Raw genomic sequence first — 12,529 nt, forward strand, 5'->3', positions numbered from 1 at the left:
GCGGCCCAACCCGTTCGGCCCAGCGGACCGCACCCGTGTTTCACGGCCCCGAAACGTGGCCGCAACGCTCTGCCGAGCATGCTGCCGGACCGCCCGGAGCCCGCGAAAGGGTCCAAGTGGCCCCTTCGTCGCCCGACAGGGCCTTTTTCCTTGTGAAGAACTTCACGAACTTTCTCGACGGGGCCTCTCCGGAGGTGTTCCGGGACCCCCTCGGACACGCTCATACGTTATCCGACCCGCTCAGCCGAGGCTACTGATCAGTAGTGAACGAGACCTGTGCCACGCCCGCGTGCCGCCGCCGGACCCGGCGTCCGAAGCCCTGTGCGGCCACTGGAGGGCGCGGCCGCCCCGGCCCCCGGAAAAGGGGTACCGGGGCCGTCCGGGGTCGGCTCCCGACGCGTCAGCGCGCGTCGGCCGACCTGCCGGCCTCGGCGTCCTCCGCCACCTTGAACGCGATGCCGTCGAGGATGTCGTGCTCGCTGACCACGACCTCCTCCGCGCCGGTCCGCTCCATGATCGAGAGCAGCACGAGAGCGCCGGCCCCGATCACGTCCACCCGGCCCGGGTGCATCGAGCCGATCGCCGCACGTTCGGCGTGGGTGGAGCGCAGCAGCCACTCGGTGATCTCGCGGACGCGCGCGAGGGAGACCCGGGAGTGGTGGATCCGCTCGGAGTCGTACTCCTGGAGGTCCAGCGCGATCGCCGCGATCGTGGTGACCGAGCCCGCGAGCCCCACCAGGGTCTTCGCCTCGCGCAGCGGGACCGTCTCCTCGGCGAGGTCGAGGGCGGCCTCGATGTCGGCGCGCATGGCCGCGACCTGCTCCGCCGTGGGCGGGTCGGTGACGACGCCGTCGCGGACGAGGTGACGCTCGGTCATCCGTACGCAGCCGATGTCCACGGAGCGTGCCGCGTGCACCCGGTCGGCTCCGACGACGAACTCGGTCGAGCCGCCGCCGATGTCCACCACCAGGTAGGGCGTGGCGAGGTCGGCGCGCCCGGCCAGCTCCCTGGTCGCGCCGGTGAAGGAGAACTCGGCCTCCTGGTCCCCGGTGATGACCTCGGGCTCGACGCCGAGGATGTCCAGCACCCCGCGCACGAACTCGTCCCGGTTCTCGGCGTCCCGGGAGGCGGAGGTGGCGACGAAGCGGAGCCGCTCGGCGCCGTGGTCCTTGATGGCCGCCGCGTAGTCGCGGCAGGCGGCGAAGGTCCGCTCCAGCGCCTCGGGGGCGAGCCGGCCGGTGCGGTCGACGCCCTGGCCCAGCCGGACGATGGTCATCCGCCGGTCCAGGTCGGTGAGTTCGCCGGTGTGCGGGTGCGCGTCGGCGATCAGGAGGCGGATGGAGTTCGTACCGCAGTCGACGGCGGCGACGCGGGTCACCGCTCGTCCTCGTCGGCCGGCTCGACGGCGAGGCGGTCCGTGCCGTCCTCGGCCATCTCCTTCTGCGGTCCCTCGCCGGCCGGCGCGCCGGGGAGCGTCACGCACGCGCCCTTGCGCCACCACTCGGGCAGCATCGCGATGGCCTCGTCGCCGAGCGGGTTGACGCCGGGACCGGCGGCCAGCGAGTGCCCCACCAGGACGTGCAGGCACTTCACCCGGTCGGGCATGCCGCCCGCGCTCGGGAAGCCCTCGAGCACCTCGATGGCGTCACGGCGCGCGATGTAGTCCTCGTGGGCTGCGCGGTAGGCCGCGGCCAGCTCGGGGTCGGTGGCCAGCCGGTCGGTCATCTCCTTCATGACCCCGTTCGCCTCCAGCGTCCCGATCGCGGACGCGGCCCGCGGGCACGTCAGGTAGTACGTGGTCGGGAACGGCGTCCCGTCGGGGAGGCGGGGCGCCGTCTCCACGACGTCCGGCTGACCGCAGGGGCAACGGTGCACGATCGCGCGCAGCCCACGCGGCGGCCGGCCGAGCTGCTGCTTGAAGGCCTCGACGTCGGCGTCGGTGGGCTCGGTGCGCGGGGTGGTGGGCGGTGGCGTTTCCATGCCGTGAGTCACGTGTCTTTCTGGTCAGTTCATGGGTCGTCAGTGGTCGGCGGCGTCGGATTTGTCCACGCCGTCCCAGACATTGGTGTACCAGGGGCGGTCGGCGGTGCCCCGTTCGGCACGGGCCTGCTTCGCGGCGTCCGGGTCGATCACGACGTAACCGGTCTCGCCCGGCATCACATAGTGCAGCCGCTGCCGGATCTGCTGCTTGGCGAACGCGTCGTCCTGCCAGCGCGCCTTGAGGTCGCGCAGCTGCTCGACCCGCTGGCGGGCCTGCTCCCGCTGCCGCTCCAGATCACCGATCTGGGCGCGCTGGGAGACGTACTGCCGCATCGGGTACGCGAGGGCGACGATCAGGGAGCACAGGACCATGGCGAGCAGCGCGGCCCGGCCGGTCAGCCGGGAGCGGCGCGCCTGCCGCTTGGTCTGGGAGCGGTAGACCCTGGCCGCCGTCTGCTCGCCGAGCAGCTTCAGCCTGGTCGAGGTGGAGAACCGGTCCCGGTCCTTCACGGCCATGAGTCCCGCCTCCCCAGTACCGGCCCGCCGAGCGGGCCCGTCACGTGCGTACGTCCCCGCACACGGTACGGGACCGGGTACGGGGACGTACGGAGGACGCATCCTGAGCCGTGCGGGCTCAGTGCTTCAAACGATGGGCCGTGCGGGCTCAGCCCTTGAAGCGGGGGAACGCCGAGCGGCCGGCGTACACCGCGGCGTCGTCGAGGATCTCCTCGATGCGCAGCAGCTGGTTGTACTTGGCGACACGGTCCGAGCGGGCCGGGGCGCCGGTCTTGATCTGACCACAGTTCACCGCGACCGCGAGGTCGGCGATGGTGACGTCCTCGGTCTCGCCGGAGCGGTGGGACATCATGCACTTGAAGCCGTTGCGCTGGGCCAGCTCGACGGCGTCCAGGGTCTCGGTCAGCGAACCGATCTGGTTGACCTTGACGAGCAGGGCGTTGGCGGAGCCCTCCTCGATGCCGCGGGCCAGACGCTCCGGGTTGGTGACGAAGAGGTCGTCGCCGACGATCTGGACCTTGTCGCCCAGCTTGTCGGTGATGACCTTCCAGCCGGCCCAGTCGTCCTCGTACAGCGGGTCCTCGATGGAGATGAGCGGGTACGCGGAGACGAGCTCCTCGTAGTACTCGGTCATCTCGGCGGCCGAGCGGGACTTGCCCTCGAACTCGTACTTGCCGTCCTTGTAGAACTCGGACGCGGCGACGTCGAGCGCGAGCGCGATCTGCTCGCCGGGGATGTAACCGGCCTGCTTGATGGCCTCGACGATGAGGTCGAGGGCGGCGCGGTTGGACTCCAGGTTCGGGGCGAAGCCGCCCTCGTCGCCGAGGCCGGTGGACAGACCCTTGGTCTTCAGCACCTTCTTGAGGGTGTGGTAGACCTCGGCGCCCCAGCGCAGGGCCTCGGAGAAGGACTCCGCGCCGATCGGGGCGATCATGAACTCCTGGATGTCCACGTTGGAGTCGGCGTGCGAGCCGCCGTTCAGGATGTTCATCATCGGAACGGGCAGCAGGTGCGCGTTCGGGCCGCCCAGGTAGCGGAAGAGCGGCAGGTCGGACGCCTCGGAGGCGGCGTGCGCGACGGCGAGCGAGACGCCGAGGATGGCGTTGGCGCCGAGCGAGCCCTTGTTGTCGGTGGCGTCCAGGTCGAACATCGCCTGGTCGATCAGACGCTGCTCGGTGGCGTCGTAGCCGACGAGCTCCGGGCCGATCTGCTCGATGACGGCGAGGACGGCCTTCTCGACACCCTTGCCGTGGTAGCGGTTGGGGTCACCGTCGCGAAGCTCGATGGCCTCGAAGGCTCCGGTGGAGGCACCGGAGGGAACGGCGGCACGACCCGTGCTGCCGTCGTCGAGGCCGACCTCGACCTCGACCGTGGGGTTGCCTCGGGAGTCCAGGATTTCCCGGGCTACGACGACGTCGATGGACGGCACGAGCATCTCCTTATATGGGATGTGACGCGGGTACGCGGGGCCGGCAGCCCCGCGGGATGAGCCTAACCGGCTCACGGGGATCGGCCAGCGATCGACCACCCCTTGAGCGGAACTGAGCCTACATATTGTTCCTGAACGGAACAAAAAAAGAAATAAAAAACCCCGCTCCGGCGCGTGCGGGGGAACACGCGCCGGAGCGGGGAGCCCGTGGGGACGGGGGGCCTCACCCGGCCTCGGATGCGGAGGCCGTGCGAGGAAGCCGCGGTTCGGCCGAAGCCGTGCGGCGCCGGCCGTGCGAGGGGGCCACGGACCGGCGGAGCCGTGCGGCGCGCGCCGGGATCGGGACCGCCCTCCGCCGAAGGCGGCCAGGTCAGCCGGCGTGCCGCACCGCTCAGTGGAGGTGCAGCTGCTGGCCCGGGTAGATGAAGTCGGCGTCGGAGACGATGCCCTTGTTCAGCTTGAACAGCTTCTGCCAGCCGCCCTTGACGTGCTTCTTCTCGGCGATGGAGCTGAGGCTGTCACCCTTGACGACCTTGTACTCGCCGTCACCCTTCTTGACCTTCTTGCCGGTCGGCGTGGTGACGGTCTTCTGGACGGCGGGGCGCTCCGCGGAACGGGCGGCGTGCTGCTCCGTCGTACGGGTGGCGGGGGCGCTCTGCGAGCCGCTCGAGGAGGAGGTGGAGGCGGGGGCGGAGGCGGACGGGGCCGCCGGGGCCGCGCCGCCGTCGTTCGGGGTGCTCGACAGGCCGGTGCCGCAGGTCGGCCAGGCGCCCTTGCCTTGCGCGGCGAGGACCTTCTCGCCGATGGCGATCTGCTGCGACTTCGAGGCCTGGTCGGCGGTCGAGGCGTAGGCGGTGCCGCCGTACGCGGCCCAGGTGGAGGTCGAGAACTGGAGGCCGCCGTAGTAGCCGTTGCCGGTGTTGATCGACCAGTTGCCGCCGGACTCGCACTGGGCGACGGCGTCCCACTCGGAGGTGGTGGCGGCGGAGGCGTTGCCGGCCGCCATCAGCGGGGCGGCGATGGCGACACCGGTGACACCGGCGAGCGTGGCGACGCGGGTGGCCTTGTTCGGGCGGCGGTGCTTGCCCTTGCTGGAGAACAGCATGGAGAGATCCCCTCACCGACGCCTGCGAGGTGAGCTGTCGGGTTCGGGCCGGTGTAGTTGCCCGGCCACGCGCCTTCGTTCCCGTCTCCAGGACACTCGGCACGCGGCTTCACCCCAAGCCGTTCCCGGATGCCTCTCGACTCCCGGGCCCGGCACTTACCTTGGGTCCCCCGCTCCTGCCTACGGCGCATGACGCGACGACTGTTCCCGTACGGCCGTTGGCAGGATTCGGCGTTGCGACCGTCGGAGCCCGCTGTGGCGAGCGGTCACGACCGTAAGCAGTCCATAGGCGGAATTTCAAAGACGATCAGGGCTTCTGAGACTCATGTCTCACTCGCACCAAACCGGACATTCCGCAGCGAAACGTGACGCGAACTCCCGCTGCCACTAGGCCGTTTCGGCGACGACGGCAATGCTCCGACCAGGGACGACGAGGCCGGGACCGCTGTCGGCCGCACCCGGGTCCACGGCGGACAGGTTGCCCCAATCGTCCTGGGCGCCAGGGCTGTCGGAAGAGTCCCAGAGACTGCCAAGGACCTTCGCGGCGTACGAGTCGTCGACGGTGTCGCTCTCCACGCTCGCGGCATGCCGGCCGGCCGAGCTGTCGGCGCCACCGCCGGTCGCGGTCTCCGCGGCCTTCCCGCCGCGGTGCCGCCCACCGGAGTCCGGAGTCTCGGAAGCGCTCGAAGAGGCTTCCTTCTGACCCGGTTTGGCCGATTCGTCACTCTTGCCGGTCGTCGCACCCGAGCCGTCGGAACTCTGCGAGGCGCTGGGGGTCGGGGTGCTGTCGGCCGCGCCCGACGAGTCACCCGAAGCGGACGAACCGGTCGAAGGGGACGAGCTGGGCGAAGTCGCCAAACCGGATGAAATGTATGAACCCAAGTCGCCCTCGCCGTTCGACGAGTCGGCGGCCAGACCCGTGTCGACGCTGACCTCGCCCGAGCCCTTGCTGAGCCCGGAGAGCGGCCCGCAGGTCGGCCAGGCCTTGAGACCCTGGTCGGCGAGCACCTTCTCGGCGACGGCTATCTGCTGCGAGCGGCTGGCCTGGTCGGCCGTCTGCGCGTACTCGAGACCGCCGTACGTCTCCCAGTTGTCCTGGTCGAGCTGAAGGCCGCCGTAGTACCCGTTGCCCTGGTCGGCGCTCCACGCGCCACCGCTCTCGCACTGCGCCACCCGGTCCCAGGTGGTCCCGTCGGCCGCGCTGGCACTCGTCGCGGCGAGCAGCGGAATGACGATCGCAGATCCGGTCACTCCCGCGGCGACGATGAGCGCCGGGGCCTGACGAGGGCGACGGTGACGGCCGTTCCCGGAGAGCATGCGCAAGCCTTTCGAGTGACAGCGGGGAGCACCGCGGCTCCTGCTAAGTGAGAAGCAGAGGCGCCGCGTTGATGGGTGAACGTAGTCGCAGTCGATCGCTGGTTACAAGTCGATGCAGTACAGATCACGCGAAGATCACAGATTTGATGGACCGTCACGTTCCGGTAGCCCCGAAGAGGCCTTTTCCGGTATGCGGAAGAGCCCCTTCGGCCGCGGCGCCGAAGGGTCGGCGATGAACCGATCAAGGCCTATTTGACCGGGGTGAACTCCACCGGAAGCGTGCGCAATCCGCGCATAATGAGCCCTCCGCGCCAGCGCAAATCAGCCGATTCTCCAGCGAGTTGCAGGTCGGGAAGACGGTTGAGGAGCGTACCCAGCGCGGTCTGCCCCTCCAGCCGGGCGAGCGGCGCGCCCAGGCAGTAGTGGATGCCGTGGCCGTAACCCAAGTGCTGAAGGTCACGTCGTGAAAGATCGAGCGTGTCCGGCTCTTCGAAGCGTTCGGGGTCACGGTCCGCCGCCGCGAGGACCACGAGCACGGGGTCGCCGGCCGCGATGTCCTGTCCGCCGATCCGCACGTCCTCGGTCGCGAACCGCCACGTGGCCAGCTCCACGGGCCCGTCGTAGCGCAGGAGTTCCTCGACACCCGTCTCCAGCAGCCCGCTCTCCCCGGCCGCGAGGGAGGTCTGAAGGCGCTCCCGCTGCCCGGGGTGGGTGAGCAGGGCGTGCATCCCGTTCCCGATGAGGTTGACCGTGGTCTCGAACCCGGCGAAGAGCAGGATGAAGGCCATCGCGGCGGCCTCGTTCTCGGTGAGGTGCTCGCCGTGGTCGGAGGCGCGGATGAGCCCGGAGATGAGGTCCTCGCCGGGCGCGGGCTCCGCGGTCAGCGCCTCGCGCTTGCGGTGGATGAGCTCGGCGAGATATCCGCGCATCTTCTTCACGGACCGGGCGACCCCGCCCCTCGGCCCGCCGCCGTGCCGGATCATCATGCCCGCCCAGTCCCGGAAGTCGTCCTGGTCCTCGCGCGGGACGCCGAGCAGGTCGCAGATGGCGTAGATGGGGAGCGGGAAGGCGAACTCGTGGATCAGGTCGGCGGAACCCCTGCCCTCGAACCCGGCGATGAGCTGATCCGTCAGCTCCTGCACCCGCGGGGCGAATTCGGCGACGCGCCGGGGCGTGAACGCCTTGCTGACGAGCCGCCGCAGCCGGGTGTGGTCCGGCGGGTCGATGTTCAGCAGATGCGTCATCAGCTCGGCCTTGCGCTCCCCGGGAATCCCGGTCCGGCCCTTCGCGTGCTCGGGCCCGTCGTGATGCGCGGGATTCTTGGACAGCCGCTGGTCGGCGAGCGTCGCCTTGGCGTCGGCGTACCGCGTGACGAGCCAGGCCTCCACGCCGCTGGGCAGCCGGGTCCGGTGCACGGGCGCGTGCTCCCTGAGCCAGGCGTAGGCCGGATAGGGATCGGTGGCGAACTCCCAGGTGAAGAGTTCGGGGGCGGCGCTGGAGGAGGCTTCGTGCTCGGTCACTCCCCGACGGTATCGGCAGGAAGCGGCGGTCCCATGCTCGCAGTGCGCACGGGAGACGGCCCCCTCCCGTCAGCGGGGCCGGCAGAGGACGGCACACCCTCTGGCCGCAGGGCCGACAGCGGACGGCCCCCTGGCCGCAGGGTCACGTGGGGAGACTGCTCCCCTCCGGATGCCCGGCGATCGGAAGGGGGTCCGGCGCGTACGGCGTCGGCGGAGACCACCCCCGCCCGGCCCCCGCCCCGCACTCGCCGTGCTCGCCGTGCTCCCGCCCAGCCCTCGTCGTGCCGGCCCGTCGCCCGCTGCCCGCTGCCCGTCGCGGCCCTAGGCCCCGTCCTCGTCCTTGCCCTCGTCCTTGCCCTCGCCCTCGTCCTCGCCCTCGCCGTCGTGCATCTGGCCCTCGGCGTCGCGGCCCGCTTCCGTGAAGCCCTCCGCCCCGCGGATCGCGTCACGGTATGTGCGGGCCGCCGCCCGCAGTGCCGCCTCGGGGTCCACGCCCTCGGCCTCGGCCCGGACGGCCATCGCCAGCAGTTCGTACCCCACGCCCTCGCCCGCGGGCAGCGGGACGTCGAGTCCCGCCGTACGCGCCCGGGACGACAGCTTCGCCGACAGCGCGAGGCCCGGCTGGCCGAGCGGGACGCCCTGGGTGACGGAGGTGCGCCGCTTCTCCTCGGCCTTGGTGCGCAGCCAGTGCTCCTTGACCTCCTCGGGCGTGGTGGCCGTCTCGTCGCCGAAGACATGGGGGTGGCGGTGGATCAGCTTGGCGACGATCCCGCCGGCCACGTCGTCGATCGAGAACGGGGCCTCCTGGTCGTCCTCGGCGATCCGGGAGTGGAACACGACCTGGAGCAGGACGTCACCGAGTTCCTCCCGCAGCTCGTCCCGGTCACCTTCCTCGATGGCCTCGACGAGCTCGTACGCCTCCTCCAGGCCGTACTTCGCCAGGCCTTCGTGCGTCTGGCGGGACGACCAGGGGCACTCGGCCCGGATGCGGTCCATCACCTGGACGAGGTCGAGCAGCCGGGCTCCCGGCAGGTCGTACGAGGCGGGCAGCAGCTCCAGGTCGGGCATCCGTATGCGGCCGGAGCCCGCGAGGCCGGCCAGACCGTCGGTGAGCCGGGATTCGCCCTCGCCGGTGGCGACCACGACCACCGTGCGGCCGCCCGCGCACGCGTCGACCAGTTCCCGGGCGGTCGGGGACTCCTCGTCGACCCCGATGCCGGCCTCGCGCAGATACGGCACCTGCGGGTGCGCGCCGTCCGAGCACAGCACCCGGTCGGCACCGTGCAGCGCCTGCCAGGCCTGCCAGGACAGCAGACCGGGTGCGACACGGTGGCTGGTGGTGAGCAGGACGACACGGCCGGCGCCGCCGTCGCCTCCGGCCGTCACATCGGCTGCGGTCCGCTCACTGTCCTGAGCGGCCCCCGTCGGTTCACTGGTTGCGTTCACCCCCCGAACGTAACCCACCCCGCCGACACCCCCGGGGTTGTCCACAGGCCCCCCGGAGGAGGCCGCCGGTCCACCGGCCCAGCGGCCCCTCCCCGACGGGTTACGCGGGCTGCTGCTGCGCCGCCGCCGCGGAGACCTCACGCAGCCACGGCGTCTTCGCCTCGACGCGGCTGCTCTTCTGGACGTCCCAGGCGCCGTAGCGCGGGTTCAGGTCGACGTGCAGCTGCTTGGAGGCGGTGGACATCGCCTTCCAGAAGGCGGCCTTGCCGTCGGTGGTGTTCATGTCGACACCGAGCGCGGCGGCGAGCTTGCGGGCCTCGATCTCGGTGCGCAGGCTGTCGTCGAGGCGCTTGGGCGCCACTCCGTAGTTCGACAGCCAGGCCGTCTCCAGCGCCTTCGAGCCGCCCGCCTGCTGTTCGAGGGCCGAGCGCATCTGCTGGGAGTCCTTGCGGGTGACGGTCACGCCGGCGTTCTTGGCCGCCCGGTCCAGGACCCGGTCCAGGACCATGCCGTGCAGGGTGTCGCGGGTGAGGGTGCCGGTGCTCGCGACGACCTGCGCGTACTGGGCGTCGTCCTTGCTGGCGGCCCGCTGCGCCGAGCGCACCTCGTCGACCCGGCCCTCCAGTTGCGAGACGGTGATCCGGCTGTCGCCGACGACGGCCGCCGCGCCCGGATGGGCATCGCTGCCACAGCCGGTGAGCACGGGGGCCGCTGCGACGATCGCGGCGGAGAGGACGAGCGCGGTGCGACGGCGGCGGTGCAAGGAAGCCTCCCGAGGAGATTGTGCGACGGTGCACAAAGTCTTGCGGTGATCGATGGTAGGCAGTGGCCCGCCTCTCGGCCAGCCATTCGACCAACGATTCACGACGACTTCAGGCACCGCCGGGGGTTCCCCGCCTCAGGGAACGGCCGTGCTCCGTCCGTACGGGTGACGACGGCAGGCCGGTCGTCCGGTCGACCGGCCGTGGCCGTCCCCTCCCGCGATCGTCCGCGCGTCAGCCGGTGATGGCGACCGGCGCGTCCCAGGCGTCGCGGTCCACGGTGAGCGTGACGCCGCCGATGGTCTCCTTGCTGTTGACCATGTACTGGTGGGCGCGGCTGTGACCGGTGAACTGGGTGGCGCCCCAAGGCCAGTCGGTGGTCGTGGTGTTGGTCTTGTCCCACAGCGCGTACCAGAGGTTGCCCGGCAGATCCGTCTTGTCGGCCGCGGTCGCGATGGCCTTGGCGCTGGAGCTGGTGAAGCCGTAGTAGCCGGAGCGGTACGTCTTGGCGCGCAGGGCCTTGTCGAAGGCGCGCACGTACGTGAGCACGGCGTCGTTGCAGGCCTTGTTCGTGAGGTCGTACGACTCCATGTCGAGGTAGACCGGGCTGCCGGCCTTCATGCCGAGGGCGGCGGCCTTGGCGACGGCGTCCGCTCCGTCGGTGGCGCCCATGGAGGCGGCGGTCGAGGCGGTGAGCTTCTCGGGGCTGCTGCCGGTCTGGCAGGACGGCTGGGCGCCGACGTACAGCGGGACGAGCTTCCAGCCCAGGGTGCTGACCGACTTCACCCAGGACGCGGTGAGGTTGGGCTGGCCGCAGCCGCGGTTCTTGCCGCCGATGTACACGGCGGCGGCTCCGTAGAAGCCGGTGTGCCAGGCCTTCATCGCGGTGAGCGAGGGCGCGGTGCAGGTGTCGAAGGCGCGGCCGGTGAAGGTCTTCTGGGCGGGCCAGGTGGTCGCCGCCATCGATTCCTGTGCCGCGATCCCGGCTCCCGCGACCACGGCGGCGCCCGCCGTCGCCCAGGCTATGTAGCGGCCCTTCCTGGACATCCGATGGCTGGACATTCCCCACCCCATTCATGACATGCACATCAGGACACCCGGAACAGAGCCCGGATACCCGTGAGACTCGGGACGACAAGTGGACGATCGGCAACAGGGACAAGCGGTCCCGGATGCGGCGCTCTTCTCCGGCCGGCCCGCGAAGGGGCGCCGGTCCCCTGCGCCGGGAGCGGATCGCACGCTAACCCATGACACCCGTAACTCGGGAAACCCTTCACCTCATTCATCACAAGATTCCCTCAAGGCACGACAAAAACAGGCGAGTTCCCGGAACCGCGGCAACCGCCTCCCCGTCGTTCAGCGCAGGCTCGGCCCGACGCGGACGGCCCGACGCGGACACCGCCCAGGCACGGACAGGGCTGTGCGTCCGCGGTACGCGCTCAGAGTCCGCCGGGGCCGAAGGCCCTGCCCGGACGGGTACTCGCCCATCCGGACCCCGCATCGAAGGACATCGAAGATCTCCATGCGCCACCCCTCCCGCGCGGCTCGGGCACTGCTCGCCGCCGCCGTGCTGCCGCTGGCCCTGACGGCCTGCGCCTCCGCGACCGGCACCTCGTCCTCCTCCGCCACCGCGGACAAGCCGTCCAAGGACCCCGACGCCGGTCTGCTGACCGGCGCGCGGCTGAAGAAGGCGCTGGCGCCCGCGTCCTTCTTCGCCACCGGTTTCGCGGTCGACCCGAAGGGCGCGCGGGACTCCGGCACCGAGTACGCCGACCCGAGCTCCTCCCCGGCGGCGAAGCCCGACTGCACTCTTCTCGGCGGCACCAGCTGGATAGCGATCACCGGCGACTCGGGGGTCGCCTTCGCCCAGAACGACTACGTCAGCAAGGCCACGTCGGAGGACATCGCCCAGGAGGTCGACACCTATCGCGGCACGACCGCGGCCACGGTGCTGGCGCATCTGAAGAAGGCCGCCGCCACCTGCGCGAGCTACCCCGACTCGGACACGCACACCGATGTGAAGGTCACCGGTGCCGACACCACCGGTCTCGGTGACGCCGCCTACACGATCACGCTGACCGACAGCGCCTGGCAGAACGGATCGACCCTGATCGCCGCCCGGTCGGGAACGGACGTCGTCACGGTGATGTCCACGGACGGACACGACAACGGCGCGGCCACGGCGAGGAAGCTGGCCGCCCGGATCGTGACCTCCCTGAAGGGCGAACACGCGCACGTGTGACCGCCGACGGGACCATGACGCCCCCAGTCGGCCGCAGTGGCCCTCCGCGTGGTCAGTGGTCTCCGGGTCAAAGGCGCGTACGAACGCCCACTTGACCTTCCCGTGAGCGATCTTGACTCCCCCATGACCTCAACTTGAGTGCATCTTGCACGAAGTACTCTTTCAGGTCTTCCCTGGCTTGAAACAATCCTCGGGCCAACGAGGGGGCGGGCC

General features: G+C 70.8%; 11 protein-coding genes and 1 riboswitch. Of the genes, 1 reads left to right on the forward strand and 10 read right to left on the reverse strand.

Translation table 11 applies throughout. From position 1 onward, the window contains the following. Nucleotides 1–400: 400 nt before the first annotated feature. From ABZV42_RS00405 to ABZV42_RS00450, 10 genes are all read right to left on the reverse strand, one after another. Entirely contained in the window at nt 401–1,378 is a 978-nt protein-coding gene (locus tag ABZV42_RS00405) for a Ppx/GppA phosphatase family protein (protein ID WP_356050543.1), read from the reverse strand. Next, nucleotides 1,375–1,980, reverse strand: coding sequence for a DUF501 domain-containing protein (locus ABZV42_RS00410; protein ID WP_355982274.1), 606 nt, complete (start codon nt 1,978–1,980; stop codon nt 1,375–1,377). Before ABZV42_RS00410 ends, ABZV42_RS00405 begins: the two co-directional genes overlap by 4 nt. A gap of 39 nt (nt 1,981–2,019) precedes the next feature. After that, nucleotides 2,020–2,496 carry a septum formation initiator family protein gene (locus ABZV42_RS00415; RefSeq protein ID WP_355982272.1) on the reverse strand — a complete coding sequence of 159 codons (477 nt, stop codon included), beginning with the start codon at nt 2,494–2,496 and terminating at the stop codon, nt 2,020–2,022. A gap of 148 nt (nt 2,497–2,644) precedes the next feature. Then, nucleotides 2,645–3,931: a phosphopyruvate hydratase gene (eno, locus tag ABZV42_RS00420; protein WP_355982270.1), complete on the reverse strand. Its 1,287-nt coding sequence runs from the start codon at nt 3,929–3,931 to the stop codon at nt 2,645–2,647. Nucleotides 3,932–4,316: 385 nt separating this feature from the next. After that, nucleotides 4,317–5,030: a transglycosylase family protein gene (locus ABZV42_RS00425; protein ID WP_356050544.1), complete on the reverse strand. Its 714-nt coding sequence runs from the start codon at nt 5,028–5,030 to the stop codon at nt 4,317–4,319. A 4-nt stretch (nt 5,031–5,034) separates the two neighbouring features. Continuing rightward, nucleotides 5,035–5,228: riboswitch (cyclic di-AMP (ydaO/yuaA leader) on the reverse strand. Nucleotides 5,229–5,417: 189 nt separating this feature from the next. Further along, nucleotides 5,418–6,281 carry a transglycosylase family protein gene (locus tag ABZV42_RS00430; RefSeq protein WP_356050545.1) on the reverse strand — a complete coding sequence of 288 codons (864 nt, stop codon included), beginning with the start codon at nt 6,279–6,281 and terminating at the stop codon, nt 5,418–5,420. 314 nt (nt 6,282–6,595) lie between these two features. After that, nucleotides 6,596–7,867, reverse strand: coding sequence for a cytochrome P450 (locus ABZV42_RS00435; protein WP_355982264.1), 1,272 nt, complete (start codon nt 7,865–7,867; stop codon nt 6,596–6,598). A 321-nt stretch (nt 7,868–8,188) separates the two neighbouring features. After that, complete coding sequence (locus tag ABZV42_RS00440) at nt 8,189–9,313, reverse strand: nucleoside triphosphate pyrophosphohydrolase (protein ID WP_356050546.1); 1,125 nt, start codon at nt 9,311–9,313, stop codon at nt 8,189–8,191. Nucleotides 9,314–9,413: 100 nt separating this feature from the next. Further along, nucleotides 9,414–10,076: a SurA N-terminal domain-containing protein gene (locus tag ABZV42_RS00445; RefSeq protein ID WP_355982260.1), complete on the reverse strand. Its 663-nt coding sequence runs from the start codon at nt 10,074–10,076 to the stop codon at nt 9,414–9,416. Nucleotides 10,077–10,308: 232 nt separating this feature from the next. Continuing rightward, nucleotides 10,309–11,136 carry a glycoside hydrolase domain-containing protein gene (locus ABZV42_RS00450; protein ID WP_355982258.1) on the reverse strand — a complete coding sequence of 276 codons (828 nt, stop codon included), beginning with the start codon at nt 11,134–11,136 and terminating at the stop codon, nt 10,309–10,311. Between the two features lie 460 nt (nt 11,137–11,596). On the opposite strand from ABZV42_RS00450, the gene ABZV42_RS00455 reads away from it, so the two are divergent. Next, nucleotides 11,597–12,316, forward strand: coding sequence for a hypothetical protein (locus ABZV42_RS00455; RefSeq protein WP_355982256.1), 720 nt, complete (start codon nt 11,597–11,599; stop codon nt 12,314–12,316). Nucleotides 12,317–12,529: the final 213 nt, after the last annotated feature.

The sequence above is a fragment of the Streptomyces sp. NPDC005281 genome (assembly GCF_040607495.1).
Classification (GTDB): domain Bacteria; phylum Actinomycetota; class Actinomycetes; order Streptomycetales; family Streptomycetaceae; genus Streptomyces.

Excerpts from the sequence above, each read along its gene's own strand:
- ABZV42_RS00410 (WP_355982274.1), bottom strand. The coding sequence starts at position 1,980 with ATGGAAACGCCACCGCCCACCACCCCGCGCACCGAGCCCACCGACGCC.
- ABZV42_RS00415 (WP_355982272.1), bottom strand. The coding sequence starts at position 2,496 with ATGGCCGTGAAGGACCGGGACCGGTTCTCCACCTCGACCAGGCTGAAG.
- eno (WP_355982270.1), bottom strand. The coding sequence starts at position 3,931 with ATGCTCGTGCCGTCCATCGACGTCGTCGTAGCCCGGGAAATCCTGGAC.
- ABZV42_RS00425 (WP_356050544.1), bottom strand. The coding sequence starts at position 5,030 with ATGCTGTTCTCCAGCAAGGGCAAGCACCGCCGCCCGAACAAGGCCACC.
- ABZV42_RS00450 (WP_355982258.1), bottom strand. The coding sequence starts at position 11,136 with ATGTCCAGCCATCGGATGTCCAGGAAGGGCCGCTACATAGCCTGGGCG.
- ABZV42_RS00455 (WP_355982256.1), top strand. The coding sequence starts at position 11,597 with ATGCGCCACCCCTCCCGCGCGGCTCGGGCACTGCTCGCCGCCGCCGTG.